This window comes from Calothrix sp. NIES-2098 (genome assembly GCF_963875125.1).
Lineage (GTDB): Bacteria > Cyanobacteriota > Cyanobacteriia > Cyanobacteriales > Nostocaceae > Aulosira.
Map to the genome: position 1 here is coordinate 4,961,057 of NZ_CAWNKJ010000001.1, position 17,288 is coordinate 4,978,344.

15 protein-coding genes, 1 pseudogene and 1 CRISPR repeat array are annotated in these 17,288 nt (G+C 42.6%); of the genes and pseudogenes, 5 read left to right on the forward strand and 11 right to left on the reverse strand.

What is annotated here, in order from left to right; all coding sequences use genetic code 11:
• Nucleotides 1-239: 239 nt before the first annotated feature.
• A CRISPR array of direct repeats spans nucleotides 240-992; the repeat unit is 37 nt; unit sequence ACTTTCCGATCACATCGCCCCGAAAGGGGATGGAAAC.
• Between the two features lie 130 nt (nucleotides 993-1,122).
• Nucleotides 1,123-1,749 (forward strand): glutathione S-transferase family protein, encoded by a 627-nt coding sequence (locus tag AACU33_RS20775; RefSeq protein WP_096590453.1) that lies wholly within the window; start codon nucleotides 1,123-1,125, stop codon nucleotides 1,747-1,749.
• A gap of 636 nt (nucleotides 1,750-2,385) precedes the next feature.
• Here AACU33_RS20775 and AACU33_RS20780 read toward each other — a convergent pair.
• The 4 genes from AACU33_RS20780 to AACU33_RS20795 form a co-directional block, all read right to left on the reverse strand.
• Nucleotides 2,386-3,144 carry a hypothetical protein gene (locus AACU33_RS20780; RefSeq protein WP_339376176.1) on the reverse strand — a complete coding sequence of 253 codons (759 nt, stop codon included), beginning with the start codon at nucleotides 3,142-3,144 and terminating at the stop codon, nucleotides 2,386-2,388.
• Between the two features lie 97 nt (nucleotides 3,145-3,241).
• Nucleotides 3,242-5,341, reverse strand: coding sequence for an S-layer homology domain-containing protein (locus AACU33_RS20785; RefSeq protein WP_096590454.1), 2,100 nt, complete (start codon nucleotides 5,339-5,341; stop codon nucleotides 3,242-3,244).
• A gap of 334 nt (nucleotides 5,342-5,675) precedes the next feature.
• Nucleotides 5,676-6,137 carry a cupin domain-containing protein gene (locus AACU33_RS20790; RefSeq protein ID WP_096590455.1) on the reverse strand — a complete coding sequence of 154 codons (462 nt, stop codon included), beginning with the start codon at nucleotides 6,135-6,137 and terminating at the stop codon, nucleotides 5,676-5,678.
• Entirely contained in the window at nucleotides 6,127-6,564 is a 438-nt protein-coding gene (locus AACU33_RS20795) for a GNAT family N-acetyltransferase (protein ID WP_096590456.1), read from the reverse strand. The genes AACU33_RS20790 and AACU33_RS20795 overlap by 11 nt, the downstream gene beginning before the upstream one ends.
• Before the next feature lie 178 nt (nucleotides 6,565-6,742).
• Between AACU33_RS20795 and AACU33_RS20800 the strand changes: the two genes are divergently transcribed.
• Nucleotides 6,743-7,390: a Uma2 family endonuclease gene (locus tag AACU33_RS20800; protein ID WP_096590457.1), complete on the forward strand. Its 648-nt coding sequence runs from the start codon at nucleotides 6,743-6,745 to the stop codon at nucleotides 7,388-7,390.
• Here AACU33_RS20800 and AACU33_RS20805 read toward each other — a convergent pair.
• Complete coding sequence (locus AACU33_RS20805) at nucleotides 7,374-8,267, reverse strand: LysR substrate-binding domain-containing protein (protein WP_096590458.1); 894 nt, start codon at nucleotides 8,265-8,267, stop codon at nucleotides 7,374-7,376. The genes AACU33_RS20800 and AACU33_RS20805 overlap by 17 nt on opposite strands.
• Before the next feature lie 177 nt (nucleotides 8,268-8,444).
• Here AACU33_RS20805 and AACU33_RS20810 point away from each other — a divergent pair, with 177 nt between their 5' ends.
• Nucleotides 8,445-8,717, forward strand: coding sequence for a hypothetical protein (locus AACU33_RS20810; RefSeq protein ID WP_339376177.1), 273 nt, complete (start codon nucleotides 8,445-8,447; stop codon nucleotides 8,715-8,717).
• 8 nt (nucleotides 8,718-8,725) lie between these two features.
• Nucleotides 8,726-9,394, forward strand: coding sequence for a glutathione S-transferase family protein (locus AACU33_RS20815; protein WP_096590459.1), 669 nt, complete (start codon nucleotides 8,726-8,728; stop codon nucleotides 9,392-9,394).
• A 146-nt stretch (nucleotides 9,395-9,540) separates the two neighbouring features.
• On the opposite strand, the gene AACU33_RS20820 is transcribed toward AACU33_RS20815, so the two are convergent.
• From AACU33_RS20820 to AACU33_RS20830, 3 genes are all read right to left on the reverse strand, one after another.
• On the reverse strand, nucleotides 9,541-9,951 hold the full coding sequence (locus AACU33_RS20820) for a response regulator (protein WP_096590460.1): 411 nt from the start codon (nucleotides 9,949-9,951) through the stop codon (nucleotides 9,541-9,543).
• Nucleotides 9,952-10,397: 446 nt separating this feature from the next.
• On the reverse strand, nucleotides 10,398-10,748 hold the full coding sequence (locus AACU33_RS20825) for a DUF5615 family PIN-like protein (protein WP_096590461.1): 351 nt from the start codon (nucleotides 10,746-10,748) through the stop codon (nucleotides 10,398-10,400).
• Nucleotides 10,745-10,990 carry a DUF433 domain-containing protein gene (locus tag AACU33_RS20830; protein ID WP_339376178.1) on the reverse strand — a complete coding sequence of 82 codons (246 nt, stop codon included), beginning with the start codon at nucleotides 10,988-10,990 and terminating at the stop codon, nucleotides 10,745-10,747. The genes AACU33_RS20825 and AACU33_RS20830 overlap by 4 nt, the downstream gene beginning before the upstream one ends.
• Before the next feature lie 49 nt (nucleotides 10,991-11,039).
• Between AACU33_RS20830 and AACU33_RS20835 the strand changes: the two genes are divergently transcribed.
• Entirely contained in the window at nucleotides 11,040-11,162 is a 123-nt protein-coding gene (locus AACU33_RS20835) for a hypothetical protein (RefSeq protein WP_339376179.1), read from the forward strand.
• Here AACU33_RS20835 and AACU33_RS20840 read toward each other — a convergent pair.
• The 3 genes and pseudogenes from AACU33_RS20840 to AACU33_RS20850 all read right to left on the reverse strand — a co-directional run bounded on the left by AACU33_RS20840 (nucleotide 11,159) and on the right by AACU33_RS20850 (nucleotide 17,281).
• Nucleotides 11,159-12,073, reverse strand: coding sequence for an HNH endonuclease (locus tag AACU33_RS20840; protein WP_096590462.1), 915 nt, complete (start codon nucleotides 12,071-12,073; stop codon nucleotides 11,159-11,161). The two genes, AACU33_RS20835 and AACU33_RS20840, sit on opposite strands and share 4 nt — an antisense overlap.
• Nucleotides 12,074-12,227: 154 nt before the next feature.
• Nucleotides 12,228-16,214, reverse strand: a complete 3,987-nt coding sequence (locus AACU33_RS20845) for a magnesium chelatase subunit H (protein ID WP_096590463.1) — start codon at nucleotides 16,212-16,214, stop codon at nucleotides 12,228-12,230.
• Nucleotides 16,215-16,679: 465 nt separating this feature from the next.
• Nucleotides 16,680-17,281: pseudogene (locus AACU33_RS20850) on the reverse strand (hypothetical protein).
• Nucleotides 17,282-17,288 lie beyond the last annotated feature (7 nt).

Consider the following 17,288-nt stretch of genomic DNA (forward strand, 5'->3'; position numbering starts at 1 on the left):
AAATATCCTAATGTCGCTCAATCGACACCACTCGTCCGAACCTTGAAAACCGCATAACTACTCTTCGAGAAGCCGCGTGCGCGTCTACGTTGACTGGTGTCGATTACTTACACAGCAAAGTTTCCTAGCTGTAAAAGACAGGAATTATTGAGAATTTTTTGGAGGTTATTGACACTAGAAAAAGTGGTGTCGATTAGGGGGTCTTAAACCCTCTCCCAGCAAGACTTCCAGATATGAACTCTTTCCGATCACATCGCCCCGAAAGGGGATGGAAACTTTGGACTGTGTGACCCACTTATCTTTTCCATTACTTTCCGATCACATCGCCCCGAAAGGGGATGGAAACCAGAAGTCGTTGCTTGTGCAGCAATCACGACTTGTCTTTCCGATCACATCGCCCCGAAAGGGGATGGAAACGTTTGCATCGAATTATCCGGCATAATGAATAAATTATACTTTCCGATCACATCGCCCCGAAAGGGGATGGAAACGTCTCGATTATCAATTTAAGTGTTTGGTACAAACTTTCCGATCACATCGCCCCGAAAGGGGATGGAAACCTTAGTCACCTCACCGTGTCTACTAAACGGTGACTTTCCGATCACATCGCCCCGAAAGGGGATGGAAACTCGCTGCTGATACCAGAAGATAAGGTAATGCAAACTTTCCGATCACATCGCCCCGAAAGGGGATGGAAACGAGTCATTGTTGGCAACCGGTAATTTAAATGTTACTCCACTTTCCGATCACATCGCCCCGAAAGGGGATGGAAACACCCATGAGTAGTCTGCACATTCTGCGGCGGTGGTGCCGACTTTCCGATCACATCGCCCCGAAAGGGGATGGAAACGCCTGGCTGGAACTTTACAGCGTTATTGCTGCTGCTTTCCGATCACATCGCCCCGAAAGGGGATGGAAACTCATCTGCGTATACGTCAAGCAGCAGATGTACTCGACTTTGCGATCGCATCACCCCGAAAGGGGATGGAAACATAACTGAAAACAAGTCTTTCTCTTACGAGATTGATCCTTTCCAATGAGAAATTCAAACCGAAGTGCGATCGCCTGGTCATGAGTAAGAGACTATTTTAGAAGCCAACCATTTACTTGATTCAGAAAGTAATGAAGCTCTACTACATTCCTACGACACGAGCAGTACGTCCTCGGTGGCTCCTAGAAGAAATCGGAGTTCCCTATGAATTGATACAGGTTGACATGAGCATGACTCAGGAGCCAGAGTATAAAAAATTGCACCCACATGGAAAAGTACCAATTCTCATAGATGGGGAAGTGACAATTTTTGAATCTGCTGCTATCTGTGCTTATCTTGCTGATAAATATCAGACAATGGGTTTTGCTCCAGCAATAGACAGTCCGGAGCGTGGCTATTACTATCAGTGGCTATTTTACGCTACAGCTACATTAGAACCACCTGTAGAACATTTTATGTTTGATGTTCTACCTAATCTGCCAGAAAAAATACTACCAATAAAGGCACGCTCCGCAGTTTCAACACAAGAGGCTTTGCAATGGTTTGACAAAGTTTCTCTACCTTTAACAGAATTATTGAGCGATAAAAATTATTTAGTAGCAGACAAATTTAGTGCTGCTGATATTGTGACTGGAGGAGTTTTACTATGGGCTTTCAAGTTAGGAATGCTCAAAGATGATAGCCCTCTCAACAGATACATTAAGCGCTTAATGGAGCGACCTGCTTTGATGCGTGCTGATGAGGATTTTGTCTCCTAAATAAATCATTAGTTTTATAAGGTAATACCATTTCACGTTAATCATGATACAAATACGTTGGTAAGGGCATGGCAATGCCATGCCCCTGCGAGAAATCTATCTATATCAAGGTTTTCGTTAATTGATCTAAAAATAGAATCCAAAATCATAAGACTCAGGTTTAAAGTAGGTAATTAAGAGCCAAATTATACCAATTAAAAACAAGAACGCGACAGATATGTAGGGGCACAACAATGTTCATTGGTGTCAACTTAACGTGAAACCCTCTGTGTGACAACATTTTGCCCTCACCCCCAGCCCCTCTCCCGCAGGAGAGGGGAGATAGAGATTAAATTCCCCTTCTCCTGTGGGAGAAGGGGTTAGGGGATGAGGGCGAGGGATTTGTACAACACGCGCCGTATATAGCTTTTAGCTTAAGTTGACACAGGTGAACAATGTTGTGCCCTTACGTATATTTATGTGTTACAAACATTATTTGAATTGGGATTATTGGGAAAATTAACTACAGGTAAACATAATATATATAGCCGGATTTTATTCACAGCAAATAATTTCAAAACCTATTTAAAAAATATCTAAGTAGATGCATTTAATTTAAACTCAAATACCTTCTGCCCTCTGCCTTCTGCTATACATTTAGCCACCAGACATTGCTTTGAGTTTTGATGCGAATGATTCAGTGCGATCGCTTTTTTCGGGGGTAAATTGTCCAATCGCCCGATGATTGACACCAACTGGTAGGAGTCGCTGCGGTCTATTACTAGCTGGATACACTGGGGAATTAGCCTGTAGCTGGCTTTCTGGTTGGAAGCTGGGTTGTAACTCAGACTCCGCTTGAGTTGGCTCGGTATTGGCTGCGTTATGTGTAGCAGAGGTTGCAATCTCTTGTGTATCTTCACTTGCAAGTTGCGTTTCTGCTTCCCGTACCACTTTTAATGGCGGAAGTGCTCTTTGGCTATAGTCACGAGTCGCCTTAGGTGGTGATGGTTCAGGGTTCGCGGATGAGGATGCTAAATGATAATTAGTCTTCTCAACAGGCGTGGCGATTTTTTTAGCAGGATATAAAACTGGTGTTGGAATTGACGTTAAACTTTCAGGGAATTTGCTACAAATTAGGCGTTCAAATTCCATGTTGAAATGATAGGTAGCCTGACCCCGCCGATGCCAAAAATTTAAAATTTGCTGTACGGATACTGCTTTATAGCGACCTTGATACAGTGCTTCGATCACTGCAATGTGTAGCCATTCAATTGGATATTGGTTTTTCCAACGTCTAATTAACTCACTGGCACTATAACCACTGAGGTCAAAGCTATAGTGAGTTAATAAGGCCGTTGCCAATTCAGTAGAAGGGTCTTTAACTGGTTTTAACATCGAGCTATGAGCTTCAGACATAGGTAATATTTTCTACCCATTGCGTATAGGCGAAATAACTTTTAACTACAGGGTTTGTGCCCAAGTATTTTTAAATTAATAGGAAATGTTTCTTATTCTACTTGGTCAATTGGGTTATCTGCGAGACGATATATGGTGATTTAATTGCATTTGCGCGCTGGATTGCAACCAATGCCTGATATACCATAGCTGCTACCTCGGCGCGTGTCGCTTCACGAACTGGCACAAGCTGCTTAGGATCGGGATAATTCACTGCTATCTGCTGTTGAGTTGCAGTGGCTACAGCTTTACGGGCATATTCGGGAATCGCATTGCGATCGCTGTAAACAAGTAAGTTATCGTTATCGGCTGCTGGTAAGGCCAGCCCGTTGACTAGAGATACTATTACTTGTAATCTTTGCACGTTTTGGTCGGGGCGGAAGGTGCGATCGCTAAATCCGCTGACAAAACCACCCATAGCCGCCGTTTGGATTGCCTTAGCCGCCCAAAAATCCTTGGCTACGTCAGTAAAATCGATGGCTGGGCGTTGGGGAGTGGGGTTAAAAGCACCTGCCACTAAAGCCGCATACTGGGCGCGAGTCATCGGTTTATCTGGCTGATAGCTACCGTCAGCAAAGCCTGTAGTTAAGCCCATACTCACCAAGGCGCGAATAAATGTTTCTGCCCAATGTCCTTTGAGGTCGCTGAAGGAAGCAATATCGGGATCGGGATTGACAATATAGGGTGAAGGAATCGCTTTTTCTTGACCAATAGCTACTAGTGCTTGGTAAATGATTGCTGCTACCTCAGCGCGGCTGATATCGCGCAGTGGTTCAAGTTGTTCGGTTTTGGGATAATTGACTACTAAGAGTTTTTGCGTGGCAATCGCTACAGCATTAGTAGCATAGCTGGGAATTTGAGCGCGATCGCGATAAACAGTTAACACATTTGAGTTTCCTCCACTCCATTTCAAACCATTCACAATAGATACGATTGCTTGAATTCTTGTTAAGTTTTGTCCCGGTCGAAAAGTCCCATCAGGGAATCCACTAATAAACCCCATATTGGCAGCCCGCAAGATAGCTGATGCCGCCCAATAATCGGGATTAACATCAGTGAAATTACTGACTTTACTACCATTTGGTGGTGGAAAAGTCTTGGCAATTATAGCAGCGTACTGGGCACGAGTGATCGGAGAGTTTGGACTGAATGAACCGTCAGGAAAGCCACTGAGATAGTTTTTACTGACTAAAGCCTCGACAAAAGCCACTGCCCAATGTCCGCCTAGGTCATAAAAGCTAGTGCCAACTGATACTTGCCCAGCCGATTCTACCGTAGCCGAAAGAAAATCTACTGCTCCTTTTACCAGGATCGGATTCAACTGATTGCCAACAGAAACTAGCTGCTGCGATGTGACATTTTGTAAATCGTATTCTTTGTTATCGCGGAACACATTCCCAGCCGCGTCTTGGGTGCTACCTAAATCGGGGATCGCGTTTCCATTCACCAACAGACCGCCTTGGATATTGCTGGTAATGATATTTTGCCGCAGTACAGGTCTGGCATCTCGCGAAAGAGCGATCGCAGTTTGGTTTTCTGATAACTTATTATTTGCCACCAAAGGCGCAGCGGAATCACTAATGGCGATCCCCAAAGTATTTTTCTGAAAAACATTCCGCAACACTTCGCCTTTGCTATTACGTGCCATCGTCAAACCACTGGCCGCATTTTGCAAAAATACATTATCTAAAATTGCAGGTTTGGCTGCGCCGGTCGTAAATACACCTTCCCGCGCACAGTTAATAAATGTATTGCTAGATACAGTTGGTGCGGTCGATTCTATCCAGACACCAGTACCTTTAGAAGTTGTATTTGTAACAGTTACGCCCCGGAGACTGGCATCTTCCTGTAACATCAGCGTAATGTTTTGCGTCCCAAAACTAGGACTTTGATAAGTGCCATTGCCGATAATGACAATTCCAGCACCTTTACTGGCTTCATTACCTACCACAATTACCCCCGCAGGGATAATCAGGGGAAACACCTCACCAGTAGCAGCACTGTATGTTCCAGGCCCCAACTGAATAATTGTCGATTTTGTCGATGCTTTTAAAGCACGGGTGAGACTTTTAAAGGGACTCAACCGTGAACCAGCGTTAGCATCATTCCCTTGAACAGAGTTGATATAGAGTGTGGTCACGAGGGTAGAGTTCACCATTAGATGTTGCAATTCAATTGTTTAAATTATGACAGCGATAAATAATAACCTAGTTATAATCACTCTTATAGAATAAGTACACCTAAGTGCAAAATATATCTGAGTAATTTCATCTTTAGATAGCTATAGCTTACCTACCTCGTTGAGAAAATCAAGGCATGGTAAGTACCCCCTGCTAGAACGATCCCAGCATGGGCGATCGGATACAAGCTCGTAGTTGCGCTTTAGCGCTATAGACGCAGCGCGGTGAAGCAGTGCGTTGGGCGGGTTTCCCGACTTGAAGCAACTGCTGAACCCGAAGGGCTTCTCGCAGAGTAGCGCAACTACGAACCAGCTAACTTTCGTACAAAGTACCGTCTTTACGCGTAAACATCCAACCGTTAGCAGATGCTTGAGCCATCAAATCATCGTCTGGATAGTGAGCTTGATCGTCAGCAGTTCTATCCCCAATTTCCAAATAAATTACCGTTTCTGGGGAATGATTTACCAAGTGATGTCCATTGGCCTCACCAGCAGGAAAACCTGCCATCATTCCTGGCTGGAGGATTTGCTCACCTTCGTTAGTAACTAGAGTCACTTCACCTTCGATGATATAAATGAACTCATCTTGTCGGGTGTGCCAATGTCGCAGAGACGAACGACTTCCGGGAGCCATAGTTACTAAATTGACGCCAAAATTTTTCAGTCCAGCTGCATTTCCTACAGCTTTCTTGACTCTTCCCATCACCAAGGGCTTAAATTCTTGAGGGTAAAGTGTAGTTGTCCGATCGGGTACATTTTCTGGATTAATAATCATTTGTTTTTGGGGATCGTAGATTGTAACGATACATCAACTGCATTCCGCTTAATTCATTAGTAAAGCCCCAGCGTTGATAAAAGGGAATCATTTCTGGCAAGCAGTAAAGAGCAATTTGTTCAACTTCACTTAACTGGGGATGATGAATCGCTGCATCAATTAACTTAGCACCAAGCCCCATTTTTCTATGGGTGGGTTTAATGATGACATCGTAAACAGTTGCCCGATAAACAAAATCTGTCAGAATGCGGGTAAAACCAATTAATTGTTTGTTGTCATCAACCAAGGCAATAATAATATCTGATGCCGCAAGCATTTTGACTACGTCTTGATATGTACGTTTTTTACTCCAAAATTCGTTTTTGTACAAGTCAACTAATTCCACAATTTGATTGTCTGTCAGCTGGTCAACAGTCTGATAAGTCATGAGCCGTTAAGTAATTTAAAAAGTATATGTAGAGTGGGCAGTGCCCACCCTACTTTTTTTAAAATAGTGGCAAGAAAGCGCGATCGCATTTTTCATCAGTTCAGAAATCATTAGCCAAGATCGTTCACATCAGTCTTGTTATCATTACAATCAGCCGCTACTAAAAGGAGTTTAAGCCATGTTTGCCCTCGTCTCCTTAGAAAAAATTCAATTACCTTCTGGGTCTGTAGTGCGCTTACCTGCTACATGGCAAGAGTATCAAATCCTTTGCCAGCAACGAGGAGATGGGTCAATTCCCCGCATCAAATACCGCGATGGAGAAGTATTGCTGATGTCACCTTTGCCTGTTCATGGTCGAGATGCTAACCTGCTTGCTGATATTGTTAAAGCTTTGCTAGATGACGATAGACGGGAATACGATGCGTTTACACCCGTGACAATGGAACTACCCGAAGAAAGCGGTATTGAACCTGATTATTGTTTTTACATCGACGATTGGCAAGCGATTTCTGGTAAAAAGCGGATTGATTGGCAACAAGATCCACCACCGGATCTCGTCATCGAAATTGACGTGACTAGTTATTCTGATGTCCAAGATTATCTTCCCTACCGCGTTCCTGAAGTTTGGTTATTCAAAAAGCAGCGGTTATTGATTTATCAACTGCAAGGAGATGATTACCAGCTGCAAACCCAGAGCCACTATTTTCCAGAGTTTGACTTGCAAAATTTGATTGCTAGCTGTGTCAAAATTGCCTATGAACGTAATACCAGCGCAGCTATCCGTCATCTTAAACAGCAAATTTTCCAGGTTAATAAGTCGATTTAGCTAAAGTATAAAAATCAAATTTCTTCAGCATTTCTAAAAAAGTAAATACAGCCGGAATGTGGAGTCCATTAGATAAAAGAGCAACTGCCATAACTCTTTCTAACGGTATTGGTAAGCTATATACCTGGACATTTTGGGGAATTGGCACAGCTGCTAGGCGAGGAATAATTGCAGCTCTCAAGCCCTGATTTACTAAGCTAACAATAGTAGAGTCTTCTTGAATATCACTAATAGTATTCATGAAACTTGCTACATTTTTCAGGTGATTGTGCAGCGAGCGTCCGCAGGGTAGACAAGATAACAAAACTGGGGAATATACAGCAATATCTTCCCAAGTAATTGTGGGACTGCTAACTTTAGCCTTTGGTGGTAGCAAAGCTACATACTCATCTCTGACAATTTCCCAGACTTCAAACTCATCACTGGTGGGTAGATAAGTGATGCCAATATCAGCACGTCCTTCGCGCAAACACTGTTCTACCTCAATGTAGGAAAGAGACTCTATGATTGTGACAGCTACTTCTGGGAATTGATCGTGAAACTGCGCGATCGCTTTTGGTAATAAATGAGTAGCAACACTGCGAAAAGCCGCAATCCGCACGTGACCGCCATGTAAACCTTTATGCAGATTCGCTTCTTTGTGCATCATCTCTAGATGTTGTAATGATTGACGCGCATGATATAAGATACGCTCTCCCGCAGGTGTAAGCACGGCACCATGACGACCTCTAGCAAATAACGGCACACCCAATTCTTCTTCTAAGGTGGCGATCGCATGACTAATTGCTGGTTGCGAAAGTTGCAATTCTAAAGCTGCTTCACTGAAATTACCACAATCTGCTACTGCAACTACAGCTCGAAGTTGGGAGAGTTTCATGGTCAATTGCTGAGATAGAGATAAGAAAATTTCTGATTTAATTGTCTCAAAAAGATTGTATTCGTGTTTTTTATATCTATAAATGCCATTTATAGAAACTATACAAGCCATGTTTTGATTGTTAGCTCAGGGATTGTTACAGTTCGTATGTAATGAGCATCTATCGGGAATAATGCTATGAGAAACGAAATTGGATGTCTGCAACCCGAAGAGATAAAAATAAGTTCTAGAACCGGAAATATCTTTACATCTGTTTGCCAAGCATTGCATAGTTTTTGGCAAAATACGATGCAAACACTATTAGCACCTGACGAATTACAAGTTATCCAAAAAGTTGACCGCTACGGCAATATTTATTGGCAAGCTTACGACCCTGTAACAGGAAAGTCCTTCTCTTCCGGTTCGGAAGTTGATGTATCGATGTGGATTGAACAGCTTTACAGACACTAAAAATCAACATGACGCAACTTACCTTAGTTATTGGTAATAAAAATTATTCATCCTGGTCATTACGTCCTTGGTTAGCGTTAAAGCAGTTCGGGGTGCAATTTGATGAAATTCGTATTCCTCTTTATACCCCAGAAACTGCATCCAAACTTCAGCAATATTCGCCTTCAGGAAAAGTGCCAGCGCTGTTACACAATAATCAAACCATCTGGGACTCTCTAGCGATTTGCGAATACTTAGCGGAAGAATTTCCTCATCTGCACTGGTGGCCAGAAGATAAAATTGCTAGAGCATTAGCTCGTTCTATTAGTGCAGAAATGCACTCAGGCTTTCAAAATCTTCGGCAAAATATGCCCATGAATTGCCGAGCTAAATTACCAGGGAAAGGTCTAACATCTGAGGTGCAAAAAGATATTGACCGCATTACAAGTATTTGGCAAGAATTCCGTCAAAAATTTGCAGCAGATGGCGATTTTTTATTGGGCAAATTTACCATTGCTGATGCAATGTTTGCCCCTGTGGTATTAAGGTTTGTTACTTATGATGTGCAGTTAGATAGTATTTCTCAAAAATATGCGGAGACAATTTTAGAGCTTCCAGCAATGCAACAGTGGCTAGAAGCAGCCAAAAACGAGACAGAAGTTCTTGCTCAATATGAGTTTTATAGCAATCAGAATTGATTAAGGAAGTACAGATAATTGTAAGGGCAGTATGCTCTGCGTTCTCAATAAAACATAGGTAAACTGCGAAGCTTCGTCTAAAGTAAAATTAACTTTTCTGCATCTGATAATTCTTCACAGTTTTTCAAACTTCTTAGCACGATTTCTCAAACGCATTGACGCAGTTTAACTAAATCAATCACTGCCTTCGCTAACTCATCTAAGTTAATCGGCTTTTGTAAATACTTCTCATAACCCGCTAAGTACGCATATTTCCGATCCTCATCCATAATATATGCGCTGAGTGCGATCGCGGGAGTTTTCCTCCCTCGCTCTAAGTCAATTTTCTTAACTTTCCGCAGCAAAGAGTAACCATCTTCATCAGGTAAACAAATATCGCTAATTAAAACATCTGGTTGGAAGCATGAGATTATTTCTAGAGCTTCGCTGGCTGAATTCGCTGCCATAACCTCTGCACCATCCAGTTCAAACAGGATAGTCAGTAGCTTTCTTGTATCTAGGTCATCATCAACAACAAGTAAGCGTAGACCCTTAAATGATATGGGTTTGTTAGGCATGATTTTGACCATCGTAAAAGTTTTAGGCTTGGAGTAGCGATCGCATCGCAATGCACGCTCATTCCAACAGCATTCAAATGCACACTTTAATTTAAACGTACTCAGATGTAGATCTCTGTCCGATTTCGCACATAGAAATCTAAAAATCTTTATGTATACTGCTACACAAACAAATTGGCTAGTAAGTAAGTTCATCTTCTATTATCATATAACACTTACAAGAAGTCGCTTACAAAGTTCTCAGTTCTCTATCTAAAATCGTAATAATGATGACATTTACACGCTTATCTCTGCGCCAGCTTGATGATTGAAACTTATCGGTAAGGCAATAGCAAAGTTTGCAGATAACATATCTACCGCAAGCCAAATCGGTTGCGAGCATATCTGCATTTCTCTGGAGAAACCTGCATTCCGCAAGTGCGATCGCTTTATTTAGATATTCAATTCTAAATTTTCCGAATCCGAATATTTGTCGGTGTAATCACAGTAAAAGCTCCCAGCAACTCGTCAGTATGTTGATTTATTGCACGGGTAACAATGTCTGCTTTGCTGAGTATAGATAATCCTGATAATCGAATTAGCACAACACCTGAAGCGATACGGCCTAGACGGAAAACTAATTCACCAAAATCTTTATCAGATGTCAATAATAGCGCTCCCTCCTGATTAGCCAAGTCCAGCACTTCATCATCAGAAATCCCCGGTTCCATTTCAGGAACGTACCAAATGATATGACCATCTTGGCGTAAACTTTCAACTATTTGCCGATCTAAATTCTCGTCTGCTAAAAATTTCAAGAAGCGTTCTCAACAATTGGATAAATCACATCATATCGTAAAGCCTCAACCGCAAATGCTAGAGCTGCTTGAATTGCTTCGCGTGTAAGTCGCGGGTGAGATTCTAAAATTTGTTCTGGAGTTTCACCAGCAGCTAATTTTTCTAAAATCAACTCAACGGTGATGCGTGTCCCAACAATCACAGGTTTCCCCATCATTACCTTTGGATCGGATACAACCAATTGTTTCATCTGCTTTTGCATAGTTTTTGCTCTTTGCTTGCTTCTTCTATGATCGCACTAGCTCTAAGCGATGTCTACGACGGGCTACGCCTACGCACCCAACACTCCCAAAATTTCCCAAGGTGCGATCGCCTTTCAGACAACCTCAAACATAAAGCGATCACTACTATCTGTAGAGATAATGCAGGGTTAACTTATGCGCTTCTCCCAACAAAGAGGCAACTCAAAAGCATTTATCAATAATGGTTTATCGTAATCTCCAGTTCCTATAAATATCTTACTTGGTTGCCAATCATCTAGCACTTTTTGTATGAGCTTTGTAGCTTGTGTTCTAACACTTGGACTTTTTTTGACCTTAAGACGCTCGTCATAAAAATCACCTGAGTAGTGAAGATATTTGCTTTGACACAAATGAAGATTGCTTTGGTATATTAGTTTATCTCCTAGGGAAATGATGAGTGCCAATGATGGTTGGTTCGGATTTATATAGATTGAACAAGTTGAGTCAGTAGACCAGTCTGGATCTGTCATTTTTAAGGCAATCCCTTCTTTAACTGTTCTACTAAGTCCTTTACCACAACAGGGACAACGTTCAACTGGAAGCGGTTCATTAATAATAGCTACTTTAATATTTTCTCCAAAATTATGAACTTCACGGAGAATTTCTTCTGCCCAATACTCATAGTCACCTTCGAGGAGATGAAATATTCTCTCATACTCTATCTTCTCGTCAAACCACTGCATAACCAATCGCGCTGCATGGATGTGTTCATAATTTCCATATGCGCTAACAGTAGCCAGAATCTTTGGTTTATCTTGCCTAGCTTCTGTGACAAAGCTTTCCCAAGAACTCTTAAATTCTTTAATCCTCTCCCTACCTAGTTCAGTATGCTTTACACGGTCATAAGCATCAGGTCTGTGATGTAGATCGTGATCTTGAACACACAAAACAGCGAGATTCTCATCAACGGTGTGAGATGGATCTTCATCAATATGATGCAAATGAAGACCGACACCCTCTTTTTTACAGACACAACATCTATATAAATTCCTTTTAAGCAAACGTTCTCTTTGCTCTTTTGAAGGATGCTTCCTTTTAGGCAACTGTAACCTCCACAATAAGTATTAAAGATTTGTTGACAAATAGCCGCTATTTTTATTTGCATATTTGTCTTATTTTATACATTTATTGCAAAGTTATATCAATGCAGAAGGCACGGTATTACCGTGCCTCTAATGTTATTAGTTATGTATCAAACTAATCAATCCCTTCAATTCGGTCTTCAACTTCTTGGTACAACTCGCGCAGGCGATTTAAATTTTCCTCGCTAGTCTCCCAATAACCGCGTCCATTCACTTCCAACAAAGTTGAGACAACTTTGCGGAAAGAATGAGGATTAAGGTTCATCAACCGTTTTTGCATTTCTTCATCTTTGATGAAGGTTTCATTGGTATCTTCGTAAATCCAGTTATCCACAGCGCCAGCTGTCGCACTCCAACCCATTGTGTTTACCAACCGCTTGGAGAGTTCGCGCACGCCTTCGTAACCGTGAGATAGCATTCCCTCGTACCATTTGGGATTTAATAATTTAGTACGAGCATCTAAGCGCACGGTTTCGGATAATGTCCGCACTTGAGCGTTAGCTGTGGTGGTGTCTGCAATGTAAGATGCTGGTGTTTTACCATCACCCCGCAGACTAGCTACCAGCTTGGTAGGATCTGAGTCGAAGTAGTGGGAAACGTCCGTTAAGCTAATCTCGGAAGAATCGAGATTTTGGAATGTCGCATCAGCAGTTTTCAAAGTGCTTTCAAAAATCTGCCGAGATTCGTCCATGATTCCGGGGTTATCGGAATTGAAGGCGAAGGATTTCCGCTTCAGGTACATTTCTTGTAATTCGGCTTCGCTATCCCAAGTGCTGTTTTCTACCGCCAAGTTAATATTTGACGAGTAGGAACCAGAAGCATTGGAGAAGACGCGGGTAGCTGCTTGACGCAGGTTAATACCCATTTCCTCAGCTTGTTGCAAAGCGTGTTTGCGGACAAAGTTCATTTCTAAGGGTTCGTCTATCTCAGCCGCCATCTTCACCGCTTGATCTAGCAGGTTCATTTGATTGATGAACAAGTCGCGGAATACGCCAGAACAGTTGATGACAACGTCAATTCTCGGTCTGCCCAACTCTTCTAAGGGTATCAATTCTAACTTGTTGACTCTTCCCAAGGCATCGGGAACGGGTCTGACACCAACCATCCACATGATTTGGGCTAGTGATTCCCCGTAGGTTTTGATGTTATCGGTTCCCCAAAGTACACAGGCGATGGTTTCCGGCCATTTACCGTCGTTTTCGGCTTTGTTTCTTGCCAATAGCCGATCCACAACGATTTTCGCTGATTGTACCGCCGCAGTTGTGGGGATGGATTGGGGGTCAAGGGCGTGAATGTTCTTACCTGTGGGTAATACATCTGGGTTGCGGATAGGATCGCCACCGGGGCCAGGTAGGATGTATTCGCCTTCTAAGCCTTTGAGTAATCCACCGAGTTCGTTATCTGCACAAACTTGCTGCAAACAGAATTCCAAATACTCAAATAGTGGTTTGAGGGCGGAGACTTCAACTTTGTTATAGCCAGCTTGATGTAATGATTCTACCCAAGGTTCTTTTTTGCCCATGTTGAAGAAATTCAACCGGGAAACCAGGGAAACGCGACCTTCGGCGTCGGTTTGCTCTTTTACTAGGGCGCTGACTGCGGCGCGGGTGGCTAAGGTGATGTCTTGCAATAGCTGGACATCTTCTAAAATGCCTTTGTCGTTATTGTGGTAAATATCGTCAATGTTCCGCCCAATGCTGTTGGCGATAATGCGGGGTAAGCTGAGAATTTCTTCCTCTTGACGATCTAAGCTAGCGATGTTGACCAAAGTTGCGATCGCTTCTTCGGCTGTGGGTGGTTTACCAATAATATGCAATCCACAAGGTAACAACCGGGATTCAATTTCCATCAGCTTGCGGTAAACGCTGCCAACTATATTATCCCGCTCATCTTCGGACATATCTTTGGCATCGGTTTCGGGCAAGTCGATATCCTTATCCAGGTTTACCATCCGGCATTTATCCATGATGGAGTTAACAATGGGGATACCGCGTCCTGTGTCTTTCAGGGTTTGGTAAGAAGCAATCAATTCGCTGAGTTCTTTTAAACCCTTGTATAAACCAGCATTCTCAGCGGGTGGTGTCAGGTAGGAAATTGTCTCGGCATAGCTGCGGCGCTTGGCAATTGTCGCTTCGCTGGGGTTATTGGCTGCGTAGTAATACAGATTGGGAATTGTGCCAATTAGTTGGTCTGGATAACAATCACCAGACATCCCCATTTGCTTACCAGGCATAAATTCCAGGGAACCGTGAGTACCGAAGTGCAGTACTGCATCAGCTTGCCAAACTTGCTCTAGGTAGGTGTAGTAAGCCGCAAAACCGTGGTGTGGACTAGCAGAACGGGAGAATAACAACCGCATCGGGTCGCCTTCATAACCAAAGGTAGGCTGAACACCGATGAAGACGTTACCGAAATGCTTACCGTAAATCAGCAGGTTTTGCCCATCGCTGTTGAGATGTCCGGGAGGTGCGCCCCAGTTTTCTTCTAGGCGTTGAGAGTAAGGTGTCAATGCTTCATATTCGGGCACTGACATTTTATAGGCGATGTTAAGCTCTGGGCTAGCGTACTGTGCTTGAGCATCATGGATGACTTCTTGCATCAGCGCCTCGGCTGATTCCGGTAATTCCGGTAAATCGTAGCCGTTATTCTTCAGGGCTTTCATCACCTCATAAATGGAACCGAACACGTCTAAATATGCGGCGGTACCCACATTCCCTTTATCAGGGGGGAAACTGAAAACGGTAATGGCAACTTTTTTATCTAGTTTGGGTTTGCGGCGGAGATTTGCCCATTTTAACGCCCGTTTGGCGACTACTTCTACACGGTCTTGGAGTGCGATCGCTTTTCCGGTAGCACCATCTCTACCTGATAAAATGATCGGCTCAATTGCTCCATCCAATTCCGGTATGGCAATTTGCAAGGCTACTTGAATTGGATGTAACCCTAATTCGCTATCCATCCACTCTTCGGTGGTTTGGAAGACTAAGGGTAAAGCTACCATGTAGGGACGATTTAACCGCTTGAGTGCGTCAATCGCTTTGGGATGATCTTGTCTAGCGGGGCCGCCTACCAAAGCAAACCCAGTCAAAGAAATTACCGCATCTACTAAAGGTGTATTGGTAGTTGGTTCGTAAAAGTAAGCATCCACAGGCTTGGAGAAATCCAAACCACCCGCAAATACTGGTAGTACTTTTGCTCCCAGGGATTCTATCTCCTGGACGATCGCTACATAGTGAGCATCATCGCCTGTAACTAGGTGAGTACGTTGTAATACCAAACCCACACAGGGAGCTAAAGGATCTTTGAGATTCTTGGAGATATCCTTACGGGCTGTGTACCAATTGAGGTATTCTCTTACATCCTCAAACATACTCGGAGCCAGGGGATGCCAAATTCCCATATCGGGGTAAACCACTGGCGCTTCATAAGTTGTCGAGGGCAGATTGGCTTTATCTACACCTTTTAATACATATTTATCAGTCAGCATCAGCAAGAAGTTTTCCAGGTTTTCTGGCGAACCTCCTAGCCAATACTGAAAACTCAGCATGAAATTGCGTGCATCTTGTGCTTTGTCCATTGGCAGAAACTTCAGCACTTGTGGCAAAGTCCGCAGCAATTTCAACATCCCGTCTTGGAAGCCCGCACCGGATTTTTCTTTGCGCTTCCGCATGAATTGCGCGATCGCACTTTTGGATTGACCCAATTGTGCCAGAGAAAAGCTGCCCATTTTGTTCAGGCGCATAACTTCCGGCATTGAGGGGAATACCACAGCTACGTCTAAGCGATCGCGGTGTGGTTCTACGGCGGCTACTACTTTCTGTGCTAAGTCCTCAATGAAAATCAGTGAGGCAATAAATATATTGGCACTCTCGATATCCCGCTTGAACTCCTCGTAGTTCTCTGAATCTCGGAGTTCCTCAATTAAGTACCCGCTAATTTCAATCGCAAGCGAGGGATGGTTAGCGTTGATGGTGCGAACAGCTTGCGACAATGCACTCTGGTACTGGGACTCAAGCACGACATAGACCACCTTGATTAAATTACGTCCGCGTAAATTATCAGGCGCAATATGTCTGATGGTGGACTTGACGTGGGTGAACATGCAGATAGGCTCCTTTGATGCGCGTTCTCTACTAGAAGTTCATCACGGCTGATATTGCCGTTTGTAACTTCGACTTAATTTAGCAATATGAATTTTTTTTATCAGAAAACGCTTACCAAATGGTGATTTTGTCGTCTAACTGACACAAATCGATAAACATAATGAAATATTTCTTTGCAGATATTGCTTTTAGCTATGAGTGTTTGCTACACTGAATTGTTAAAAAATGTAAACTAAAGAACTAGCAGTACTAATTTTTTATGGTTGAAATGCTTGCTATTTAACCATAGAGGAATATTATTATTATCATTTGAGATCGCTATTTTTCATACCAACTACTGTTTTTTCAGTAAGACAAGCCCACAGAGAATAGATAATTGTAGTCTGTGGTACAGATTAGATTTTTATCTAAAAAGTATTACTAAAACTGGAATTGCATTTCCTTGTAAGCGATCGCCAAAATATCTAACCTTCCCACGCCATCCAAATCAACATTCCCAATAGTTTTTCCACTGGGGGAACGGTATAATCATTCAAATCAATACTTAGTGTTTGCCCTTCTAATTTCAAAAATCGCCAAGCCGTACCACTGCTGACGCTTCCATAAATAGTTTTAATTGGGATATTATTAGCTTTATTAAATTTTTGTGCCGCAATTATTTCTGCTGCACATTGTCCTAAACCTGATTTTAAATCGCCTTTTTTTGCTTTAATAATTACAATTACAGGAGCTTCTATAAATATTTATTCGGGTGAACGGCTAATTAAAAAATCACAGACTCCACTTAAACCTAAATCCAGCGAGACGGTAAAATCTTCACCCGAAAACAAGCTGATTTTGCGTTCAAGTATTTTCCGCACTTCTACAAGAATAGAACTAATAATCAATTCTGAACGAGCTTTTTCCGAACCAGTTACAGTTGCTAGCGGTAATCCTTCGCTTAAAGCTTCTTTGAGGTAAGGGCTAGGTTCTACAGAGTGAGTTTTGGGTAAAACTTTCCGTTTTCAATGATAGTTAAGTTAAATTCGCGTTTGAGTTTTGACAATGAGAAGTCGCTATAAGACATGAGTAAT